Genomic DNA, 21,425 nt, shown 5'->3' on the forward strand with positions numbered 1-21,425 from the left:
GCGCCCAGGCCGCCAAGGGCCGGCCGTCGGGTTGGAGGGGTGCCCAGGCCGTCAAGGACCGGCCGTGAACGCCGCGTGCGAGGCCCGCCGGTCGGCCTCCGGCAGCAGGTCGCGCGCCGCCAGCCAGGCCGCCGCCCCCGCCGCGTCCCGCGCCGTGGCCACGCTCTCACCGGCCAGCAGCTCGCGTACGGCCTGCCGTACCGGACCCTCGCTCGTCAGCACGCTCCCGGCGAGCACCACCGGCCCCGACCGGTGCACCCGCCGCACCGTGGCGGCCAGGTGCTCGGCGGCCTGGTGGGCGATGCCGAGCGCGAGCGGGTCGCCCGCTTCGGCGGCCTGGCTGACCAGCGCCGACAGGGCGGCCAGGCGCATGTGGTCGGCCTGCGCCATCCGGACGATCCGATCGGCCACCTTGCGCGGCGTGGGGCCGCGCTCGGCCCCGAGGAAGTGCTCGACGACCAGTTCGACCAACGGGCCCGCCGAGGAGCCGCGATCCAGCTCGGCGACGACGGCCTTGGCGCCCGCGCGCCCGATCCAGAAGCCCGACCCCGCGTCGCCCAGCAGCCAGCCCAGCCCGTCGGCGATCACGTCAAGCTGGTAGCCGGTGATCCGGGCCGCCACCGCCCCCGTCCCCGACAGCAGCAGCGAGCCGTCCGATTCGGGCGACCCCGCGACGTACGCGATCACCGTGTCGCCCATGAGCCGCGGCCCCGAGGCGATGCCGTGCCCCGCCCACACCTTGGCCAGCGCGGGCTCCATCTCGTCGACGAACCCCGAGATCCCGGCAAGGGAGGCGACGACCGACGAGGCGTCCAGCCCGGCCAGGGCTCCGCCGAGCGCGGTCTCGATCGCCGTCACCGCGTTCGCCAGGCCGTGGGCGCTCGGATTGCCCGCGCCCGCCCTGGCGTACCCGACGCGCGTGCCGTCGAGCGAGTGCACGGCGACACGGGTGGAGGTGGCGCCAGCATCCACCCCAATGGTGAGCGAAATGGTCACGGTCCGATTGTGGGACTTGACTCCGCGGAGAAGCAAGAATAATTTTCGGCGGAAGACCGGGTATCCGGAAGGAATATTCGTGACTTCAGGGGCCCTCGGGCGTGTGGAAACAGAACTACCCGGTTTGCCGGAGGCGTTGCGCAGAGTCGGCGAGGTGATCCTCGGTGATCCGGCCGAGGCGGCCCGGTCGACCATCATCGCGCTGGCCGAGCGCGCGGGCAGCTCGCCCGCGACCGTGACCAGGTTCTGCCGGGCCTTCGGCTTCTCCGGTTACGCCGAGCTGCGCGTGGCGCTGGCCACCGAGACCGGCCGGGCCGCGCAGGCGGGCTGGGGCGCGGGCGTGGGGCACGAGATCGGGCCCGACGACCCGCTCGACTCGGCGATCGAGGTGATGGCCGCGGCCGACGCCCGGCTCATCCAGGACACCGCCGCCCAGCTCGACTCGGAGATCGTCGCCCAGGTGGCCGATGCCATCGTCGCCGCGCGGCGGGTCCTGCTCGTCGGCGTCTCCACCAGCGGGAACGTCGCCACCATGTTCGAGGGCCGGCTGCGCCGCATCGGCATCCCGGGCTGGAGCGCGGGCGACGCGCACGTCGCGCTGTCGGACGCCGCGCTGCTCGGCGCGGGCGACGTCGCGATCGGCATCAGCCACCGGGGCCGGACCCGCGAGGTCATGGAGGCCCTGGCCGAGGCCGGCAGTCACGAGGCCACCACGGTCGCGGTCACCTCCTTCGCCCGCTCGCCGCTCGCCGAGCTGGCCGACCTGGTGCTCACCACCGCCAGCAGGGAGACCACCTTCCGGCTCGGCGGGCTGGCGGCCGTCCACTCGCAGCTGTTCGTGCTCGACGCCGTCTACGTGGCGGTGGCCCAGCGCACTTACGAGCGCACCAACCAGGCGTTCGGGCTCACGATCAGCGCCGTGGAGAGCCATCGGGTGGAGAGAGGCTGAATGACGTTCGCAACGAAGGCCCTGGAGCTGGCACACCAGGTCGTGGAGACACAGGCGGAGCCGGTACGCCGCGCCGCCGCCCTGCTCGTCGCGTCGCTGCGGGCGGGCGGCGTGGTCAACGCGTTCGGATCCGGACATTCCGAAGCGATCGCGATGGAGATCGCCGGACGGGCCGGGGGACTGGTCCCCAGTAACCGGCTCACCCCGCGCGACCTCGTCCTGTACGGCGGTCAGCCGCCGAGCGTGCTCACCCCCGAGCTCGAACGCGATCCGCAGATCGCCCACCGGATCTACGAACTGGCGCCCGTCGCGCCGCAGGACGTGTTCGTGCTGATCTCCAGCTCGGGCATCAACGGAGCCGTGGTCGAGCTGGCCACGATCGTCAAGGACCGCGGCCATCCCCTGATCGCGCTGACCTCGGTCCAGCACAGCAGCCAGATGACCTCGCGCCACCCGTCGGGCCGCAAGCTGCTCGACCTGGCCGACGTCGTGCTGGACAACGGCGCGCCGTACGGGGACGCGATCCTCGAACTGCCGGGCGGCGGCGGTTACGGCGCGATCTCGACCGTCACCTCGGCGTTGCTCGCGCAGATGGTGGTGACCGAGGCGGTGGCCGAGCTCGTGGCGCTCGGCGAGACGCCGCCCATCTACCTGTCGGTCAACGTGGCCGGCGGCGACGAGCACAACAAGGCCCTGGAGAGCCGTTACGCAGGGCGGATCCGACGTGGAGCATGACTAGTCAGGAGTAGAAATATGCCGGACACCCCCCGTTTCACCAGGCGCGAGCTTCTCCGGAGTGCCGCGCTGGTCCCCGTGGCGGGCGCGCTCGCCGCGTGCGCGACCCCGGCCGCGAAGCCGTCAGCCTCGTCGTCGGCAGCCCCGGTCGCGACCAGCGCGGCCAACCCCTTCGGGGTCTCGGACAGCAAGCCGCTTGAGGTGTGGATCTTCGACGGCGGTTTCGGCCAGGACTACGCCAAGAACATCCACCAGCCGCTGTTCAAGGCGAAGTATCCGAAGGTGGAGATCAAGCACAACGCCACCAAGGAGATCACCAAGGTCCTCCAGCCGAGGTTCGCCGGCGGCAACCCGCCCGACGTGATCGACAACTCGGGCGCCAACGCCATGGACTTCGGCGCGCTCGCCCAGGACGGCCAGCTCCAGGACCTCACCCCGCTGCTCGACGCGCCGAGCTGGGACGACCCGGGCACCAAGGTCAGGGACACCATCGACCCGGCCGTCATCGACATCGGCACCATGGACGGCACGTTCAGCGTGCTCGGCTACGTCAACTACATCTTCGGCATCTGGTATTCGCAGAAGGCGTTCAAGGACAACGGCTGGGCGCCCCCCAAGACGTGGGACGAGTTCCTCAAGCTCAACGAAACGATCAAAAAGTCCGGCAAGATGGCCCCCTTCACCTACGCCGGAAAATTCCCGCAATACCTGTACGAAGTGCTGCTCACCATGGCCGCGAAGATCGGCGGCCCCGAGGTCCTCGTCAACATCGACAACCTCGAGGACGGCGCCTGGACCACGGAGGCCATGAAGACCTCCGCCACGGCCTGGGCCGAGATCGGCGCCAAGTACCTCCTGGAGGGCACCGCCGGCCTCGACCACGTGCAGACCCAGACCGCCCAGAACAAGTACAAGGTGGCCATGCTGCCCTCCGGCTCCTGGCTGGAGAACGAGCAGAAGACCACCACCCCGGCCGACTTCGAATACGGCATGTTCCCCGTCCCCGACTTCACCAGCTCCGACAAGATGCCCTACGGCACGCTGCACAGCCAGCCGAGCGAGAACTTCATCGTCCCCGCCAAGGGCGCCAACCCGCAGGGCGGCATGGAGTACCTGCGGGCCATGCTGTCGAAGAAGGCGGCCGGCGAGTTCAGCGAGATGGTCAAGACCGTCTCGACGGTCAAGGGCGCGGGTGAGGGCCGCCAGCTGTCCCCGGGCGCCGCGAGCGCGACCAAGGCCTACGCCGAGGCCGGCGCGAACATCGTCTACTACCGCTGGCAGACCTGGTACCTCCAGCTCAAGGACGAGGCCGTCGCCGCCACCGGTGAGCTCATGACCGGCGGCCTCACGCCGGAGAAGTATCTGGAGCGCATCCAGAAGAAGGCCGACGAGATCAAGAAGGACTCCTCGATCAAGAAGTACAAGCGCTGATGCTGTTCAACAGGTATCGCCGAGGGCTGTTCATCACCGCGTTCCTGGCAGCCCCGGTGACCCTTTACCTGGTCTATGTGATCTCTCCATACATCCAGGCGTTCTACATCTCGATGACGGACTGGCGCGGCGTCTCGGCCACGCCGGCCTTCATCGGGCTGGAGAACTTCCGCCGGCTTCTCGGAGACGGGACGTTCTGGAAAGCGGTCACGCACAACGCCGGGCTGCTCGTCCTGCTGCCCCTGGTCACGATCATCATCGCCCTGTTCTTCTCCTTCCTCCTCAACGTGGGCGGCGGCGGGCGGGCCGTGGGCGGGATCACCGGCTCCAAGTTCTACCGCGTGGTGTTCTTCTTCCCGCAGGTGCTGGCCGTCGCGGTGGTGGCGGTGCTGTTCCAGCAGGTGTTCCGGCCGGACGGCAGCGGGATGCTGAACGCGCCGCTGATGGCGCTGGGTGGCAAGCCGATCGGCTTCCTGTCGGACCCGGGCGTCGCGTTCTGGTCGGTGCTCGGCGTCATGGTCTGGCAGGCGGTCGGGTTCTACGTGGTGCTCTTCTCCGCCGGCCTGGCTTCCATCCCGAAGGACATGTTCGAGGCGGCGCAGATCGACGGCGCCGGGCGGCTGAGCCTGTTCTTCCGCATCACCCTGCCGCTGCTCTGGGACACCATCCAGGTGGCCTGGGTCTACCTCGGCATCATCGCCCTCGACGTGTTCGCGATCGTGTGGGTGATGACCGACCAGCACGGCGGGCCCGACTGGTCGACCACGGTCATGGCGGCCGAGGTCTACCGCAACGCCTTCCAATACTTCCGCTTCGGATACGCCTCGGCCCTGGGCGTCGTGATGTTCTTCTTCACCGTCGGGTTCGCGATCCTTTCGCTGCGTCTTACGCGGCGCGAACGAATCGAGTTTTAGCGAAATGAGTACTGATGACGACGACCTCGTGGACGGTGGCCAACTCCCGCAAGCTGGCCCGCCAGGAGAGCCGGAAGCGGCTCGGGCCGATGGCGATCCTGTCGCACGTCGCGCTGCTGCTGTGGACCGTGCTCACGGTGGTGCCGATCCTGTGGACGTTCCTGGCGTCGGTCAAGAGCGAAGACGAGATCTTCGGCGACGCCTGGTCCCTGCCGGCCAGCCTGCGCTGGGACAACTTCGCCAGGGCCTGGGAGCAGGCGCACATCGGCCAGTACATGCTCAACAGCGTCATCGTGGTCGCCTTCAGCGTGTTCGGCACGATGCTGGCCGGCTCGATGGCCGCGTACGTGCTGTCGCGCTACCCCTTCCGCGGCAACCGGGCCGTCTACCTGCTGTTCGTGTCGGGCCTGGCCTTCCCGGTCTACCTGGCCCTGTCGCCGCTGTTCTTCGTCGTGCAGAACATGGGCAACGTCCCGCTGATCGGCCCGTTCATCGGCCTGAACACCCACGCCGGCCTCGTGCTGGTCTACATCGCCTACTCGATGCCGTTCACGGTGTTCTTCCTGTCGGCCTTCTTCCGTACGCTGCCCACGGCCGTGGCGGAGGCGGCCATGGTCGACGGCGCCTCGCACACCCGGGTGTTCTTCCAGATCATGCTGCCCATGGCCAGACCGGGCCTGGTCAGCATCACGATCTTCAACATCCTCGGCCAGTGGAACCAGTACCAGCTGCCGCTGGTGCTGCTGCAGGAGCGCGACAAGTGGGTGCTCACCCAGGGCATCGCCGACATCTCGACGGCCGCGGGCTATGACCAGGACTGGTCGGCCCTGTTCGCCGCCCTGACGCTGGCCATCCTGCCCATGCTGGTCGTCTACACGGTCTTCCAGCGCCAGATCCAGTCGGGGCTGACCGCGGGGGCGCTCAAGTAATTACCCTCTCGCGCACCCGACCCGCCGGGCCTAGGCTGCTGGTGTGATCGGCGACATCCGCGCGTTGCTGGCCCGCCACCTCCCCGACGTCGAGGTGCGCACTCTGACCGAGTCCGGGCAGGGCCTGGACCACGAGGTCTACGAGGTCAACGGAGAGTTGATCGTCAGGGGCGGCAAGACCGCCGATCCGGTGGCCACGCGGCGCGAGGTCGACCTGCTGGCCGCGGTCCGCGAGCTGGCCACCGTGGCGGTGCCCGAGGTGGTCTTCGCCGACCACGAGCAGGGCGTGATCGCCTACCGCAAGCTGCCGGGCGAGCCGCTCAACCAGCACCCGGTGCCGGACCCCGCGTCGCTGGCCGCCCCGCTCGGCCGTCTGCTGAGCGCCCTGCACAGCGCCCCGGTCGATGACCTGCGCGAGCTGGCGCCGCTCGACCTCTACCCGGCGCCCACCCTGCTGGTGGACGCCGGGCTCGACTATCGCGACGTCGAGCGGCACGTGCCGGCGGCGCAGCGGTCGCTGGTGGAGCGGTTCTTACGCGACACACCGCCCGACGAGCCGCGCGACCCGCGCTTCTGCCACAACGACCTGGGCAGCGAGCACCTGCTGGCCGACGCCGCGACCAGCACGCTGACGGGCGTCATCGACTGGACCGACGCCGCCGTCACCGACCCGGCGCACGACTTCGCGCTCATCTACCGCGACCTGGGCCCCGAGGTCTTCGAACGGACCCTGGCGCACTACGACCGCGACTTCGACGAGCTCGACCGAGCCAGAGTCGTCTTCTATGCCAGGTGCGCGCTCATCGAGGACCTCGCCTACGGCCTGAGCACCGGCCCGCGCCACTACGCCGACGCCGCCCTGGCCCACCTCGAATGGACCTTCAGCTGACCATCGGTAGAGCCGGCCCGCCGGTTGAGCTGATCACGTCGCGCTGATCATGTGGCGCCGAGTTCGTCGCGCAGGCGCCTGGTCGCGCCGACCACGTTGGCCAGCGCCGCCTCTACCTGCTCGTACGTACGCGTCTTCAGCCCGCAGTCCGGATTCACCCAGACCCGCTCGGCGGGCAGCACCTTCAGAGTCTCCCGCAACAACTCCTCCACCTCGGCCTGGCTCGGCACCCTCGGCGAGTGGATGTCGTAGACCCCCGGCCCGAGCCCTCGCCCGAAGGAGCCCACGGCCCCCAGGATCCGGGCCCCGGAGCGGGCCGACTCGATCGTGGTGACGTCGGCGTCCAGGCCGTCGATCGCCGCGAGAATCTGGTCGGCGTCCGAATAGCACAGGTGCGTGTGGATCTGGATGCGGTCGCTGGCCCCCGAGGTGGCCCGCCGGTACGCGGCCACGGCCCACTCCAGGTAGTCGGCCTGCGAGGCCCGCCTGAGGGGCAGCAGCTCGCGCAGCGCCGGCTCGTCCACCTGGATGATCGACACACCCGCCGCCTCCAGGTCGCGTACCTCGTCCCGGACCGCGTCGGCCACCTGGAACACCACGTCGCGCAGCGGCAGGTCGTCGCGGACGAACGACCAGGCGACGATCGTGACGGGCCCGGTGAGCATGCCCTTGACCGGCTTGTCCGTCAGTGACTGCGCGTGGCGCGCCCACCGTACGGTGATGGGCGCGGCCCGCCCGACGTCGCCGTGCAGGATCGGCGGCCTGGTGCACCGGGAGCCGTAGGACTGGACCCAGCCGTTGGCGGTCACCGCGAAGCCGTCGAGGTGCTCGGCGAAGTACTGGACCATGTCATTGCGCTCCGGCTCGCCGTGCACGAGGACGTCGAGGCCGAGCCGCTCCTGCAGCCTGATGACCCGCTCGATCTCCGCCTCGACCCGCCGCTCGTAGTCGGCCTCAGCCAGCGTGCCCGCCACCACGGCCGCGCGAGCCGCGCGCAGCTCGCCGGTCTGCGGGAACGACCCGATCGTGGTGCTCGGCAGCACGGGCAGCCGCAGGTGCGCGGCCTGGGCCGCGGCGCGCTCCGCGTACGGCCCGCGCCCCTCGAACACGACCGGGTCCGCCAGCGCCACCGACGCGGCCGGCGCCTCGGCGCCCCGGAAGTCGGTGCGCGCCAGCTCGACGACCTCCGCCACCTTCTGCTCGGCGAAGGCCAGCCGCGCCCGGAGTGCCGGGTCGAGCCCTTCTTCCCCCGCCACGTCGTAGGGCACGTGCAGGAGCGAGCACGAGGTGCTGACCACCACGTCCGCCGCGTGCTCCCGCACCGCCCGCAACAGGCTCAGGGCCCGCCCGGGAGCGGTACGCCACACGTCCCGCCCGGACACCACGCCCGCCACCACGGTCTTGCCCGCCAGCGCCGGCAGCCGGTCCAGGCCGCCGCGCACCAGGTCCACCCCGATCGCCTCCACCGGCGTCGCGGTCAGGACGGGCAGCGCCTCGCCCAGGTCGCCGAAGTAGGAGGCGACGAACAGCCAGGGGCGCGACGGCGCGGCCCCCAGCCGTTCGTAGGCGGCCGTGACGGCGGCCAATTCCTCGGGCGTCCGGTCGGCCACCAGCGCTGGCTCGTCGAGCTGTACCCACTCCACGCCCTCGGCCGCCAGGATCGCCAGCAGCTCCTCGTAGCAGCCGAGCACCTCATCCAGCCGCTCCAGCGCCCCGGCCAGCAGCAGGAACGTCACCGGCCCCACCACCACGGGCCGCGTCTCGAAGCCCAGCCCCCGAGCCTGCCGCAGCTCGGCGAGCGGCTTGGCCGGGTCGAGCTCGAACACGGTCTCGGCGTCGATCTCCGGCACGATGTAGTGGTAGTTCGTGTCGAACCACTTCGTCATCCGCAGCGGCGCCAGCCCCGCGGTGCCCCTGGCCATCGCGAAGTAGGGGTCCTCGGCCTCCTGATAGCGCCGGGGCACCGCGCCGAGCAGCACGGCCGTGTCGAGCACCTGGTCATAGAGCGAGAAGGTGTTGGACGGCAGCCCGGCCAGGCCCAGCTCGTCGAGCCGCCGCCAGGTCCGCTCCCGGATCTCGGCGCCCGCCTCCTCCAGCTCCGCCCGGGTCGAGCGGCCGTCCCAGTAGGACTCCAGGGCCCGCTTCAGCTCCCTTCGCGGGCCGATCCTCGGGTATCCGAGCACGGTGGACCGGGGAAATGACGACATCGACTGCTCCCATGCGTTGACTTGATCCAACGCCGAGAATTCACCACACCGGTCCCACCTGATGCATCCTGTATTCGTGCTGCTTATGCTCAAGGAGGTCCAGTGCTTCGTCCGCGTGGCGGCCCGGCTCAGCTTCTCGCTCGCCGCCGCGGACCTGGGCATGTCCCAGCCTGCCATGAGCCAGGCCATCACCAGACTGGAGCGCGCGGCCGGGACCAGGCTGTTCGACCGGTCCGCCCGCGCGGTGCGGCTGACCGCCGAGGGCAGGGCGCTGCTTCCGCACGCCGACGAGCTGCTGACCGCCGCCGCCGCGTTCGCGGCCGAAGCCGCCCGGCTGGCCCGGCCGACCATTCATCTTGCTTATCCACCACTCGTCGGCGCGTTGGCGGCCCGGGTCGCCCGCCGGTTGGCGGCCCGCACCCCGGCCATCGGCGTGGAGCTCACGGTCGCCGGTCGTGGGACGGCCGCCGACGCGCTGGAGCGGGGCGAGGTGTCGGCGGCGATCCTGGCCACCCCCGCGCCCGCGCGGTTCGTCACCGCCGCCCGGTTCCACGTCTCGGTGGACCAGCTCGCGGTGCCGCTGGGGCACGTACTGGCGCCGAGGGCCAAGGTCGTCGCCGGTGACCTGGCCGGGCAGGTGCTGCTGACCCCCGGCAGCCGGGCGTGGGCCGGGCTGCCGGGGCGCTCGCGCATGGTGGCCGACGACGACTTCGCCGCCGCGCTCGACCTGGTCGCGGCGGGTGCCGGGGTGCTGCCGATCCCGCAGCTGCTGGCCAGGACCATCCGACGCGACGACCTGCGGTTCGTCCCGCTCGACGCGGGGGACCTGCGCATCACGTACGCGCTGGCCTGGGCCAGGGAGCGCGTCACGCCCGAGCTGATGGCCCTGGTGCAGGCCGTACAGGATGCCTTGTGGACTAGGTAAGTGGACTAGGTCGCGGGTAAGTTGCGCAGGGCCTCGCGGCGGCTCAGACCCGAGATGCCCTTGGTGCGTACATAGCGGATGACCTCCGCCGGATTGGTCTTGGCGTATTCGCGCAACGCCCAGCCGATCGCCTTACGGGCGAAGAAGTCGTTGTCCGACAGGCTCGGCTCGATGCAGGCGTAGAGCAGGGCCGTGTCGGTGCGGGCCTTGAACCTGTTCTGGCTCAGGATCGCGGTGCGGCGCTTCCACAGGTCGCCGTCGCGCGCCCAGTCCAGCATGAGCGGGCGCATCGAGTCGGGGAAGGCGGTCAGCAGGCCGCCGATCCGGTGCGTGGCCAGCTCGTCGACCAGGTCCCACCAGGCCCCGCTGACGATCATCTCCTCGTACATCGGCACCGTGTAGAGAGTCTGGAACTCCCGGTAGTGGTGATAGCCGGTCAGATCGATCGCCGCGTAGCGCTCCTCGCGGTATTCGGCCTCGCGCCACAGGCCGAGCACCGCCCGGCGCCACTCCGGCGCCGTGCCGATGCGGTGGGCCGAGAAGACCCGCCGCAGCACCGCCCGCCTCGGCACCGCCTGGACGCCGAGGAAGGGCATGTCGGACTTCATGTACGCGCGCATCGTGGCGGCCTTCTCGGGCTCCGCCGCTTCCCGCAGTGCCTGACGCACCGCCGTACCAAGCGTCATGCCTGCTGGCTGGTCCGCTCACCCGTGGCCAGGCCGTCGAAGAGCACGGTGATGTAGTGCTCGGCCAGACCCGTCGTGTTGAGCCGCCCGCCGGGACGGAACCAGCGCACCGCCACCCAGATCGTGTCGCGGATCATCCGGTAGGTGAGCTTCGGGTCCACGTCGGCGCGGAACTGCCCAGCCGCCTGGCCCGCCTTGATCTGGGCGACCCAGATCTGCTCGACCTCGTCCTCGGCCTTGACCAGGTAGTTGAACCGCTCGAACTGCCGCAGGTAGTTCCAGTCGTTCTGCATTACGGTGATCGCGGCCCGGTGCGGCTCCAGCGTGCCGAAGCCGATGCGCACCATCTCCGACAGAATCGTGCGCGGGTCGGAGCCCGAGGCGATCGCCGTGCGGTAGCGGGTGACCAGGTCGTCGAGGAAGGTGGAGAGCACCTCGTCGACGATGGTCTCCTTGGAATCGAAATGGTGATAGAGACTTCCCGAGAGGATGCCCGCCTCGTCGGCGATCTCGCGTACGGTCGTGGCCTGGAAGCCCTTGCGGGCGAAGAGCTCCGCGGCGAGCTTGACGAGGTGGTCACGGCGCTCCGACGCCGGCCCGGACGAGGTCGCGCGCTGGCGCTTCGCCGGGGCGGCCGCGCTCTGCCCGGGGTTCTTTCGCGTTGTCACGCCTCCCATTATGAGCCCTCAGACAATCGCTTGTTCACCGAACCCGCCCAGCTCACCCGGCATTCCGCGCGCGACCAAGCGCTTGCTACGATGCGGGAGTGAACGAGGCATACATCGTCGGCGCGGTCAGGACCCCGGTCGGGCGCAGGAACGGCGGTCTCGCCGGCGCCCACCCCGCCGACCTCGGCGCGCACGTACTCCAAGAGCTGATGACCCGCACGGGCGCCGATCCGGCGGCCGTGGGGGACGTGGTGTTCGGCTGCGTGGACACCATCGGACCGCAGGCCGGCGACATCGCCCGCACCTGCTGGCTGGCCGCGGGCCTGCCGGAGGAGGTGCCCGGCGTCACGGTCGACCGCCAGTGCGGCTCCTCGCAGCAGGCGCTGCACTTCGCCGCCCAGGCCGTGCTCTCGGGCACCAGCGACCTCGTGGTGGCCGGCGGCGTACAGAACATGAGCATGATCCCCATCTCCTCGGCGATGCTCGCCGGCCGCCCTCTCGGGCACGACACCCCCTTCAGCGGCTCCAAGGGCTGGCTCTCCCGGTACGGCACGCAGGAGGTCTCCCAGTTCACCGGAGCCGAACAGATCGCCGCCAAGTGGGACATCTCCCGAGAGGACATGGAGGCGTTCGCCTATGAGTCGCACCGCCGGGCCATCGCCGCCATCGACACCGGCCGCTTCGCGGCCCAGATCACCCCCTATGAGGGCGTCACCACTGACGAGGGCCCGCGCCGCGACACCACTCCGGCCAAGATGGCCGGGCTCCAGCCCCTGGTCGAGGACGGACGCCTCACCGCCGCCCTGGCCTCGCAGATCTCCGACGGCGCCGCCGCCCTGCTCATCGCGTCGCCACGGGCCGTACGGGAGCACGGGCTGCGCCCGCGCGCCCGCGTGCACCACCTGTCGGTGCGCGGCGGCGACCCCGTCATGATGCTCGCGGCGCCGATCCAGGCCACGGAGCACGCGCTGCGCAAGAGCGGGATGACGATCGGCGACATCGACGCCGTGGAGATCAACGAGGCGTTCGCCTCGGTCGTGCTCGCCTGGCTGAAGGAGAGCGGCGCCGACCCCGCCAGGGTCAACCCGAACGGCGGCGCGATCGCACTCGGCCACCCGCTCGGCGCGACCGGCGCGGTCCTGGCCGTGAAGCTGCTGCACGAGTTGGAGCGGGCCGGCGGCCGATACGGCCTGCAGACGATGTGCGAAGGAGGCGGCCAGGCGAACGTCACCATCATCGAACGCCTATGACGTCCGGCGATGCCACTAGCAAATAGGAAACTTTCCTATTAGATTGCGGGTCATGCTCAAGAGCGGTGACCTGCTGTGCCTTGCCGATGCCGTAATCCTGCCCGGGTTCGGGGGAACGACCCCGCCCGACTGGCTCCGCCGCCGCCTGGGGGAGGGGCTGGCCGGGGTCGTGCTGTTCACCCGCAACATCGCGGGAGCGGCCCAGGTGGCCGAACTGACCGCCGCCCTGCGCGCGGAGAACCCCGCCGTCATGATCGGCATCGATGAGGAGTCGGGCGAGGTGACCCGGCTGGAGGTGGCCACCGGCAGCAGCCGTCCCGGCGGCTACGCGCTCGGCGTCGTGGACGACGTGACGCTGACCGAGGCCGTGGCCAGGAACCTCGGGGCGGACCTGGCGGCCGCGGGCATCACGATCGACTTCGCCCCCTCGGCCGACGTCAACTCCAACCCCGACAACCCGGTCATCGGCCTGCGCTCCTTCGGCGCCGACACCGCGCTGGTCTCCCGGCACACCAGGGCGTTCGTCCGCGGCCTGCAGTCCGCCGGGGTGGCCGCCTGCGCCAAGCACTTCCCCGGCCACGGTGACACCTCGATCGACTCCCACCACGGCGTGCCGGTGGTCGCCACCGACGGGATCGAGTACGCGCTCGGCCCCTTCCGCGCCGCGATCCAGGAAGGCGTCAAGGCCGTCATGACCGGTCACCTGCTGGTGCCCGCGTACGACGCCGTCCTGCCCGCCACGCTCAGCCCCAAGGTGCTCACCGGGCTGCTCCGCGAGGAGCTGGGCTTCGACGGCCTGATCATCACCGACGGCATCGAGATGGCCGCCGTCTCCGGGCCGTACGGGATCGGGGGCGCCGCCGCCCGCGCCATCGCCGCCGGGGCCGACGCCATCTGCGTCGGCGGCGAGCACTCAGGCGAGGCGACCGCCGTCGAGGTGCGCGACGCGATAGCCGAAGCCGTGCGCGAGGGCCTGCTGCCGGAGGAGCGCCTGGCCGACGCCGCGCGCCGGGTCGGCGAGCTGGCCGCCTGGACCGCCGCCGCGGGCACCCCGGACCCCGAGGTCGGCCACCTCGGCCTGGTCGCGGCCCGCCGCGCGCTGCGGATCACCCGCCGCACGAGCGACCCCGTCCTGCCGCTCACCTCCGCGGCGCACGTGGTGGAGCTGGCCCCCGAGATGAACCTGGCCATCGACAAGAACACACCGTGGGGCGTCGGCGAGCCCCTGGGCAGGCTGCTGCCCGGCACCGCCGTGACCCGGCTCGCGGCCGGCGAGGCGACCGGAGCCGTGCTGGAGCGGCTCATCGCCGCCGCGGCCGGGCACCCCCTCGTCGTCGTGGTCCGCGACGCGCACCGCCATCCCTGGCAGAGCGAGGCGCTGCGGCACCTGCTCAGCGCCCGCCCCGACGCCGTGGTGGTCGAGATGGGCCTGCCCGCCCGGTCCGACCTGGGCGCCGTGCACATCGCCACGTACGGCTCGGCCAGGGTCTGCGGCCAGGCCGCCGCCGAACTGATCACCGGTACCCTTTGACACCGTGAACTTCGACGGCGAGGACCTCTCCCAGACCACGCTCACCGACCGGCTCGCGCCGGACGAGACCCACGTCTTCCGCGACTGCGACCTGACCGAGACCGACCTCCGGCGGGCTCCGCTGGCCGGCGCCCGCTTCGAGTCGTGCGTGCTAGAACACGCCGACTTCCGGCGGGCCGACCTCGACGGCGCGGTGTTCACGGGCGGCGGCGGGATGCGGATCAGGTTCAACGACGCCGAGCTCATCGACGTGACGTTCACCGACGTGGACCTGTCCTCCGCCCAGTTCGGCGGGGCGCTGGTGACGGACGTGGCCTTCACCGGGTGCCGCATGATCGGCGCGTCGCTCACCGCGGCGCGGGGAACCGGCTTCAAGGTCTCCCGCTCCAACCTGACCATGGCCAACCTCGGCGGCTGCTCGCTGCGCGGGGAGCTCATCGAGGGCGTCCGCTTCGACGACGCCGATCTGTCGGGCTGCGACTTCACCGAGGCGACGTTCAGCGGCTGCCGGTTGCGCGGGACCAAGCTGCTCAAGACCGTGTTCGCCAAGGCCGACCTGCGCGGCGCCGACCTGGGCGAGCCCGACGACACCAAGCTGCGGGCTTTCCAGGGGGCGACGATCAACCCCGCCCAGGCGGCGGCCATCCTGGCCGCCCGCGGCATCACGGTGCTCTGAACCGCTCCATCACTGTCTCCGCCTCGGACATCACTCGCTCGATCAGCTCCCGGCAGGACGGCAGGTCGTCGAGCACCCCGACCACCTGCCCGGAGGCCATCACCCCCAGGTCGGCCCGTCCCTCGACCATGGCGGCCCGCAGCAGCACCGGCGTGTTGGCCGCCTGCAGCACCTGCGCCCAGGTCAGCTCGCGGCCATGCCGCATCCGGCGCCCCTCGCGGATCATCTGGGTCCACGTCAGCCCCGACAACCGCTTGAACCTGGCACCGTTGACCACGGCCCTGAGCAGCCGGGAGCGCTCAAGCGACTCCACGAACGGCGTCCTGAGCACCCGATGCGGCACACCATCGACCCGCGTGGTGACCAGTGTGTCGGCCGCCGCCAGGTAGACCTTCTTCACCTCGTCCGGCACCGACGAGTCGCTCGTCAGCAGGAACCGGGTGCCCATCGCGATGCCGCACGCCCCGTACGCCAGCGCCGCCACCAGCCCGCGCCCGTCGAAGAAGCCGCCCGCCGCGATCACCGGGATGTCCACCGCGTCCACCACCTGGGGGAGCAGCAGCGTCGTCGCGACCGGCCCGGTGTGGCCGCCGCCCTCGCCGCCCTGCACGATCACCGCGTCCACGCCCCAGGCGGCCACCTTCTCGGCGTGCCGCCGAGCGCCCACGGACGGGATCGTCACCACGCCCGCGCCCTTCAGCCGGTCGATCAACTCCCGCCGCGGCGCCAGCGCGAACGACGCCACGCGCACGCCCTCGCGGATCATCACCTCCACCCGTTCGGCCGCGTCGTCGGCGTCGGAGCGGATGTTCACCCCGAACGGGGCGTCCGTCCGCTCCCGCACGCCATTGATCGCCTCGGTCATCTCGCCAACGGACATCGTGGCGGCCGCGATGATCCCGAGCCCGCCCGCCTCCGAGGTGGCCGCGGCGAGCCGCGCGCCCGCGACGTACCCCATCCCGGTCTGCACGATCGGATACCGGCACCCCACGAGGTCGGTCAGCGCGGTCTTCACGCCGCTGCCGCTTTCCTCATGCGGCCACCTCGCGCTCGCGCGACCCGCGCGGGTCGAGCACCTCCTTCAGCAGGCTGCTCTCCTCGGTGGTCGGCTCCCGGGTCTCGGGTACGTCCTCAGGGACCGTCAACTCGAACCCCGTCGCCGCGACCACCTCCGCGACACTCACCCCCGGATGCACCGAGGCCAGCCGCATCGACCCGTCCGGCGTGCGGAAGTCGAGCACGGCCAGGTTCGTCACCACCCGCCGCAGGTCGAAGGCACCCTTGTCGGTCCCGAGACCGCTGACCACGTCCACTCGCGGCACGAACACCTTGGGGGAGTGCCGGGGGATCCAGTAACTCGTCGGGCCGCAGCGCGTGTTGCCCGGCGCGCCGCGTACGCCGAGGAGCTGCGCCTTGGGCCGTGCCCAGTCGCCGATGCAGGAGATGTTCGAGTTGCCGAAGCGATCGATCTGGCTCGCGCCGAGCATCACGTGCCGCCGGCCGTTCAGCACCAGCCACAGGTGATCGCGGAACGGCAGCCAGCCCTCCACCACCTCGGGCCGCTCACCCAGCGCCGGTACGTCGCCCGTCAGCAGGCAGACGCCGTCATGCGTGAGCAGATCAGGCTCGAACGTCAGCCTGGCCAGCCGGGCAGCCAGCACGGTGACCGCCCCGCCGATCCCGGCCGCGAGGATCTCCCCGTCGCCTCTGAACGCCTCCGCGCAGGCGACCACGCACACATCAGCCCTGCTCACGGACACGTCAGACTTGGTCATGGAACTCCTCCCACGGCGTATCGACATAGCGCCGCTGCTCCTGCTCGTCGCGGCCGTAATCGGGCTCGCACGCGGTGAACCCCGCGCCGCCCGGCGTCTCGACCACGCCGCTCACCATCGACCGGCTGATCAGCAGCGACTGCACCGGCCCCTCCTTCAGCAGGTCGGCGGTGTCCACCAGCCGCTCGCACGACACGAAGCACCGGGCCGCCGCCTTGGCGTAGAGGTCGTCGAAGTACGGATCGGGGCCCAGGTACTGCGCGTTGCCGCGCCGGTCCGCCCGGTTGAGGTGCACCAGCGCGACGTCCATGGTCAGCGCGGGCACGGCGACCAGCTCCTCCCCGTCCTCGTACGGCGAGCGGACGGTGCGCAGATCGGGATTGACCCGCATGACGTCGGAGCCGAGACCGGCCCGCGTGGGCAGGAACGGCAGCCGGTGCGCCGCCGCCAGCAGCCCGAACATGAACATGCCCTCGTCATACTCGGTGAACTCGACCGTGCCGCCTTGCCTGGCCCGCCTGAAGTGCGGTTCGAGCGGGATGGAGTCCAGCGTCACGAACGGGGCCACCACCCTGCGTACCTTCCCGGCGGCGCAGAGCATGCCGACATCCGGGCCGCCGTAGGAGATGAGGGTGAGATCGCGGACGTTCGACCGCAGCAGGCCGGCGATCAGCGCCATCGGCTTGCGGCGCGATCCCCAGCCGCCGACGCCGACCGTCATGCCGCTCTCGACCTCGGCCGCGACCTCCTCGACGGACATGACCTTGCTCACGAGCCCTCCACGAAACGGTCCCGGTGCCTGTCGCCCGCGCCCATCAGGTTCAGCTCGAACGTGAAGCCCTGCTCGAAGCGGTAGGAGCGCTTCACGTCCACCGGGTCGATGCCGTTGAGCGACTCCTTGGCGCGGCGGATCACGTACGGGTCCTTGTCCGCGATCTGACCCGCCACCTCCAGCGCCGCGTCCCGCAGCTTGTCACGCGGCACCACCTCCAGCACCGAGCCGAACGCGTGCAGCTCGGCCGCCGTCACGTTCCGGCACGTGTAGACCATGGCGCGCATGAGGTGCTGCGGCACCAGCCGGGACAGGTGGGTGGCGGCGCCGAGCGCGCCCCTGTCCACCTCCGGCAGGCCGAAGTAAGCGTCCTCACTGGCCAGCACGATGTCCGCGTTGCCCACCAGGCCCACGCCGCCGCCGACGCAGTGGCCGTGCACAGCGACGATCACGGGCACCGGGCAGTCGTACACGGCCGCGAACGCCGCGAAGCACCCCCTGTTCGCGTTGATCAGGGCGGTGTGGCCCTCGGTGGCCTGCATCTCCTTGATGTCCACGCCGGCGTTGAAGCCCCGGCCCTCGGCTCGTAGTACGACGACCCTGGTCTGTTCGTCCTGCCCGGCGGCCGTAACGGCGCCGGCCAGCTCGTGCCAGGCTCGCGCCGGCAGCGCGTTCACCGGTGGGACGTCGACGACGACCTCGGCGATCGGGCCGTCCCGCAGCGTGATTCCCATCCCGCTCCCTGGTTGCACCTAACGCTTGCTTGGTACGGTAGCACCCGTGACGGTGACTTACGACTACACGGGCAAGGTCGTCCTGGTGACCGGCGGGACGCGGGGGATCGGCGCGGGCATCGCCACCGCCTTCGCCGCGGCCGGCGCCGAAGTGATCGTCTGCGCCCGCCACGACCCATCATCTGCGCCCCTGGGCACGCCTTCGGCCGTGGATGCGTCGTCACCAACGCCGCCTCCTTCGGTTGTGGATGCGGCGCCGGCCGAAGGGGTGCGGTTCGTGCGGGCCGATGTGCGGGACGCCGACGACCTCGAGCGGCTGTTCTCCGGGCTCGACCGGCTGGACGTGGTGGTCAACAACGCGGGCGGCTCGCCGTACGCGCTGCTGGAGGGCACCTCACCACGCCTGCACACACGTGTCGTCGAGCTCAATCTGATCGCCCCCATGCTCGTCGCGCAGCGCGCCCACCCGCTGCTCGCCGCCTCGGGCGGCTCCGTCGTGATGATCGGCAGCTCCAGTGGAGTACGGCCCTCGCCGGGCACCTCGGCGTACGGTGCGGCCAAGGCGGGACTGCATCACCTGGCGAACTGCCTGGCCGCCGAATGGGCTCCTGACGTACGCGTCAACACGGTCGTCGTCGGACTGGCCGCCACGGAGGACTCCGCCGACCACTACGGCGGTAAGGACGTGGGGACCGCCATCCCGGCCGGGCGGATGGCGACGCCCGCCGACGTGGCCTCGGTCTGCCTGTGGCTGGCCGCGCCCGGTTATGTGACAGGGGCGCAGGTACACGTGCACGGGGGCGGCGAGATTCCCGCCTGGCAAAACCTGGCTTCAAGCGACATTTCCTGATATCTCTGCCTGATCTTCCTGGGAGGTCCGTGTGGGAATCTGTGACGGCCGCGTGGTGATCGTGACCGGAGCCGGGCGGGGCATCGGGAGGGAGCACGCGCTGGAGTTCGCCAGGCAGGGCGCCCGTGTCGTGGTCAACGACCTGGGCACCGGCCTCGGCGGCGACGGCAGCTCCGGCGGTCCCGCGCTGGCCGTGGCCGAGGAGATCCGCGCGCTCGGCGGCCAGGCGGTGGCCAGCAGCGACGACGTGGCCGACTGGAACGGAGCCGCCCGGCTGGTGAAGACCGCCGTCACCGCGTACGACGGGCTCGACGTGCTGGTGAACAACGCCGGATTCGTCCGCGACCGCATGCTGGTCTCCATGGGCGAAGACGACTGGGACGAGGTCATCCGGGTCCACCTCAAGGGTCACTTCCTGACGATGCGGCACGCCGCCGCGTACTGGCGCGAACGAGCCAAGTCCGGCGCACCCGCGGCCGCCCGCGTGATCAACACCTCGTCGGGCGCGGGCCTGCTCGGCAGCGTCGGCCAGTCCAACTACTCCGCCGCCAAGGCCGGGATCGTCGCGCTGACCCAGGTGGCCGCCGCCGAACTGGGTCGGTACGGCGTGACGGTGAACGCCATCGCCCCCGCCGCCCGCACCCGCATGACCGAGGAGGTTTTCGCCGAGACCATGGCCGCGCCCGATTCCGGCTTCGACACGATGCACCCGGCGAACGTGTCACCGCTGGTCGTCTGGCTCGGCTCGGCGGCATCGGAGGCGGTGACGGGCCGGGTGTTCGAGGTGGAGGGCGGAGTGATCTCCCTGGCCACGGGCTGGACCCACGGCCCACGCGCGGACCGCGGCGCCCGCTGGTCCCCCGGGGAGATAGGCGACGCAGTCGCGAAACTCCTCAAAGACGCCCCCGACCCAGTGCCCGCCTACGGCGCAGGCCCGCCTCCGTCGTGAGGCCCGTCCATGGTCCGAGGCGGGCTCTGGAAGCGGCTACGGCGTCTTGAGCAGGTAGGCGCCCTCGGACAGTCGGGTGCGGATCTCGGCGACCGTCTGCTCGGCGGTCAGGCCGCTGGAGTCGAAGGCGTGCGGCTCCAGCTCACCCAGGTCGACGAACTGCTGGTACATCTGCAGCACCGGCTCCGGATCCGTGAGCGCGTCAAGCCCTCGCCCCGTCGCCCTGACCAGGGTCGTCTCCCGGTCGGGCCGGAGCACCACATAGTGCAGCGGAGCGCGCCGTACCTTGGCGAAGGCGCCGACGAACCACGGCCCGACGACGCCATCCACCATCACGTGATAGCCGCCGTCGGCGTACCCGAACGCCGCGTTCGCCAGCACGCTCATGACGGTCTCGTTCTGATGGCGAGATTCCGCCAGGTACGGCGCGATGGCCCCTCGCCGGATGAACGCCCAGAAGTCATCCGTATGCAGATGCACGCTAGGCGTGACGGCATCGGCCAGCAGCCGGGCCACGGTCGACTTCCCCGCCCCCGGCGGCCCGGACACTATCACTACCTCCATGCCCACCATTGTCCGCGCGTTGACCCAACACCCGGACCAACCCGTGGGGCCCGGAGCCTCAGCGAAGCGCTGATCGAGCCGTGGGAGCCAGGCGGAGACGCTGCGGGGGAGAGGTCAACCGGGACTCCAGCCCGGGCAGCGCCACCTCACGCTCGTCCGAGGGCCGATCGAACCGGGCGAACCACACGAACACCTGCTCGCCTGTACGTACGGGCAGGGCGGGAAAGGTGTTCTCGGCGGCCTCGGTCTCGAAGCACGCCACCGGCGGCACCCCGGCTTCCCTGAGCACGGGTACGGCCTCCCGAGCGAAGAACTCGGCGAACCCGTCGTCGACGTGGTAGATCATCGCGACGTACAGCGACTCGGGCAGAACGGTGGCGCCGACAGGCGGCCGGGCCGTACCGGAAAAGGGATCGAAAGAGGAACTGGAAGAGGACTGGAGAGTGGGGCCAGGACCGGACTCGGAGGAGAGGTCGGGAGCGGATCCGCTCGGGAGGTCGGGAGTGGATCCGCTCGGGAGGTCGGGAGTGGACCCGCGCGGGAGGCCGGGAGTGGACCCGCTCAGGAGACCGGAAGTAGTAGTCCCGCGCGAGAGGTCGGAGTGGCGGGGAGCGGACCCGTGTGGCACGTCGGCGGAGGGAACGGGCACTGGGCGCAGCAGCAGTACGTTGTCGGAGTCGATCATCGTCGCGTTGGCCGCGTCCCGGTTGGCCTTCCAGATCGGGCCGCCGTAGAAGGCCGTGAGGGCCGCCCGCCGAGCCTCCATATCCGGAAATTTCCGCATCCACGGATACATGTTTGGCTCGTCCAGGTCCCGGAAGTGGCCGACCACTCCGATCCCGGCCGCCTCCTGCCCTTCGATGAACTCACGCTCGAATAACTCGATAAGTGTGTCCCGCTGGCCGGGATGCAGAGTGTAGTTTCGCAACTCGTAAATCATGCGCGGATGCTACGAGCCGACCACTGACACCGCCTGTCAGCGATGCGGCCCTAGA

22 protein-coding genes are annotated in these 21,425 nt (G+C 70.8%); 12 read left to right on the forward strand and 10 right to left on the reverse strand.

The genetic code is table 11. From position 1 onward, the window contains the following. Positions 1 to 51: 51 nt before the first annotated feature. Entirely contained in the window at positions 52 to 996 is a 945-nt protein-coding gene (locus ACIBO2_RS38465) for a BadF/BadG/BcrA/BcrD ATPase family protein (RefSeq protein ID WP_358535059.1), read from the reverse strand. A gap of 79 nt (positions 997 to 1,075) precedes the next feature. Between ACIBO2_RS38465 and ACIBO2_RS38470 the strand changes: the two genes are divergently transcribed. From ACIBO2_RS38470 to ACIBO2_RS38495, 6 genes are read left to right on the forward strand one after another with little or no spacing between them, the layout of a single operon-like run. Further along, entirely contained in the window at positions 1,076 to 1,945 is an 870-nt protein-coding gene (locus ACIBO2_RS38470) for a MurR/RpiR family transcriptional regulator (RefSeq protein ID WP_357946641.1), read from the forward strand. Beyond that, a complete protein-coding gene (locus tag ACIBO2_RS38475; RefSeq protein WP_358535061.1) occupies positions 1,946 to 2,680 on the forward strand; it encodes an SIS domain-containing protein in 735 nt (244 codons plus the stop codon). It begins immediately after the preceding gene. 18 nt (positions 2,681 to 2,698) lie between these two features. Beyond that, entirely contained in the window at positions 2,699 to 4,111 is a 1,413-nt protein-coding gene (ngcE, locus tag ACIBO2_RS38480; protein WP_358535065.1) for an N-acetylglucosamine/diacetylchitobiose ABC transporter substrate-binding protein, read from the forward strand. Further along, on the forward strand, positions 4,111 to 5,025 hold the full coding sequence (locus ACIBO2_RS38485; RefSeq protein WP_358535067.1) for a sugar ABC transporter permease: 915 nt from the start codon (positions 4,111 to 4,113) through the stop codon (positions 5,023 to 5,025). The genes ngcE and ACIBO2_RS38485 overlap by 1 nt, the downstream gene beginning before the upstream one ends. Positions 5,026 to 5,039: 14 nt before the next feature. Next, positions 5,040 to 5,954, forward strand: coding sequence for a carbohydrate ABC transporter permease (locus tag ACIBO2_RS38490; RefSeq protein ID WP_358535069.1), 915 nt, complete (start codon positions 5,040 to 5,042; stop codon positions 5,952 to 5,954). A gap of 43 nt (positions 5,955 to 5,997) precedes the next feature. After that, on the forward strand, positions 5,998 to 6,843 hold the full coding sequence (locus ACIBO2_RS38495) for a phosphotransferase (protein WP_358535071.1): 846 nt from the start codon (positions 5,998 to 6,000) through the stop codon (positions 6,841 to 6,843). A 47-nt stretch (positions 6,844 to 6,890) separates the two neighbouring features. On the opposite strand, the gene metE is transcribed toward ACIBO2_RS38495, so the two are convergent. Continuing rightward, positions 6,891 to 9,050 (reverse strand): 5-methyltetrahydropteroyltriglutamate--homocysteine S-methyltransferase, encoded by a 2,160-nt coding sequence (gene metE / locus ACIBO2_RS38500; RefSeq protein ID WP_358535073.1) that lies wholly within the window; start codon positions 9,048 to 9,050, stop codon positions 6,891 to 6,893. Between the two features lie 85 nt (positions 9,051 to 9,135). Here metE and ACIBO2_RS38505 point away from each other — a divergent pair, with 85 nt between their 5' ends. Beyond that, positions 9,136 to 9,975 carry a LysR family transcriptional regulator gene (locus ACIBO2_RS38505; protein ID WP_358536123.1) on the forward strand — a complete coding sequence of 280 codons (840 nt, stop codon included), beginning with the start codon at positions 9,136 to 9,138 and terminating at the stop codon, positions 9,973 to 9,975. 5 nt (positions 9,976 to 9,980) lie between these two features. Here ACIBO2_RS38505 and ACIBO2_RS38510 read toward each other — a convergent pair whose 3' ends face one another. Together ACIBO2_RS38510 and ACIBO2_RS38515 are read right to left on the reverse strand one after the other, a co-directional pair. Then, positions 9,981 to 10,661: a DNA alkylation repair protein gene (locus ACIBO2_RS38510; RefSeq protein WP_358535075.1), complete on the reverse strand. Its 681-nt coding sequence runs from the start codon at positions 10,659 to 10,661 to the stop codon at positions 9,981 to 9,983. Further along, on the reverse strand, positions 10,658 to 11,338 hold the full coding sequence (locus ACIBO2_RS38515; RefSeq protein WP_397303414.1) for a TetR/AcrR family transcriptional regulator: 681 nt from the start codon (positions 11,336 to 11,338) through the stop codon (positions 10,658 to 10,660). The genes ACIBO2_RS38510 and ACIBO2_RS38515 overlap by 4 nt, the downstream gene beginning before the upstream one ends. An 89-nt stretch (positions 11,339 to 11,427) precedes the next feature. Here ACIBO2_RS38515 and ACIBO2_RS38520 point away from each other — a divergent pair, with 89 nt between their 5' ends. The 3 genes from ACIBO2_RS38520 to ACIBO2_RS38530 are packed head-to-tail and all read left to right on the forward strand — an operon-like array spanning position 11,428 to position 14,786. Next, positions 11,428 to 12,579, forward strand: coding sequence for an acetyl-CoA C-acetyltransferase (locus tag ACIBO2_RS38520; protein WP_358535078.1), 1,152 nt, complete (start codon positions 11,428 to 11,430; stop codon positions 12,577 to 12,579). 52 nt (positions 12,580 to 12,631) lie between these two features. Then, positions 12,632 to 14,110, forward strand: a complete 1,479-nt coding sequence (locus ACIBO2_RS38525; RefSeq protein ID WP_358535079.1) for a glycoside hydrolase family 3 N-terminal domain-containing protein — start codon at positions 12,632 to 12,634, stop codon at positions 14,108 to 14,110. 4 nt (positions 14,111 to 14,114) lie between these two features. Further along, positions 14,115 to 14,786: a pentapeptide repeat-containing protein gene (locus tag ACIBO2_RS38530; protein WP_358535080.1), complete on the forward strand. Its 672-nt coding sequence runs from the start codon at positions 14,115 to 14,117 to the stop codon at positions 14,784 to 14,786. Here ACIBO2_RS38530 and ACIBO2_RS38535 read toward each other — a convergent pair. The 4 genes from ACIBO2_RS38535 to ACIBO2_RS38550 are packed head-to-tail and all read right to left on the reverse strand — an operon-like array spanning position 14,773 to position 18,067. Further along, positions 14,773 to 15,801: a nitronate monooxygenase gene (locus tag ACIBO2_RS38535; protein ID WP_358535082.1), complete on the reverse strand. Its 1,029-nt coding sequence runs from the start codon at positions 15,799 to 15,801 to the stop codon at positions 14,773 to 14,775. The two genes, ACIBO2_RS38530 and ACIBO2_RS38535, sit on opposite strands and share 14 nt — an antisense overlap. A 16-nt stretch (positions 15,802 to 15,817) precedes the next feature. Further along, positions 15,818 to 16,561 carry a CoA-transferase gene (locus tag ACIBO2_RS38540; protein WP_358535084.1) on the reverse strand — a complete coding sequence of 248 codons (744 nt, stop codon included), beginning with the start codon at positions 16,559 to 16,561 and terminating at the stop codon, positions 15,818 to 15,820. Then, entirely contained in the window at positions 16,548 to 17,321 is a 774-nt protein-coding gene (locus ACIBO2_RS38545) for a CoA-transferase (protein WP_358536125.1), read from the reverse strand. Before ACIBO2_RS38545 ends, ACIBO2_RS38540 begins: the two co-directional genes overlap by 14 nt. Positions 17,322 to 17,329: 8 nt before the next feature. Continuing rightward, complete coding sequence (locus ACIBO2_RS38550) at positions 17,330 to 18,067, reverse strand: enoyl-CoA hydratase family protein (RefSeq protein ID WP_358535086.1); 738 nt, start codon at positions 18,065 to 18,067, stop codon at positions 17,330 to 17,332. Between the two features lie 46 nt (positions 18,068 to 18,113). Here ACIBO2_RS38550 and ACIBO2_RS38555 point away from each other — a divergent pair, with 46 nt between their 5' ends. After that, positions 18,114 to 18,917: an SDR family oxidoreductase gene (locus tag ACIBO2_RS38555; protein WP_397303420.1), complete on the forward strand. Its 804-nt coding sequence runs from the start codon at positions 18,114 to 18,116 to the stop codon at positions 18,915 to 18,917. Positions 18,918 to 18,948: 31 nt separating this feature from the next. Next, entirely contained in the window at positions 18,949 to 19,866 is a 918-nt protein-coding gene (locus ACIBO2_RS38560) for an SDR family oxidoreductase (protein ID WP_358535090.1), read from the forward strand. Between the two features lie 36 nt (positions 19,867 to 19,902). Here the strand turns inward: ACIBO2_RS38560 and ACIBO2_RS38565 are convergent, their stop codons facing one another. Both ACIBO2_RS38565 and ACIBO2_RS38570 read right to left on the reverse strand, forming a co-directional pair. Further along, the gene (locus ACIBO2_RS38565) at positions 19,903 to 20,430 is read right to left on the reverse strand and encodes an AAA family ATPase (protein ID WP_397303422.1); all 528 of its coding nucleotides are present in this window, start codon (positions 20,428 to 20,430) and stop codon (positions 19,903 to 19,905) included. Between the two features lie 58 nt (positions 20,431 to 20,488). Continuing rightward, positions 20,489 to 21,370, reverse strand: a complete 882-nt coding sequence (locus ACIBO2_RS38570; protein ID WP_397303425.1) for an NIPSNAP family protein — start codon at positions 21,368 to 21,370, stop codon at positions 20,489 to 20,491. Positions 21,371 to 21,425: the final 55 nt, after the last annotated feature.

Origin of the sequence: Nonomuraea sp. NPDC050022, from assembly GCF_044460705.1 — a bacterium.
Taxonomy (GTDB): Bacteria; Actinomycetota; Actinomycetes; order Streptosporangiales; family Streptosporangiaceae; genus Nonomuraea.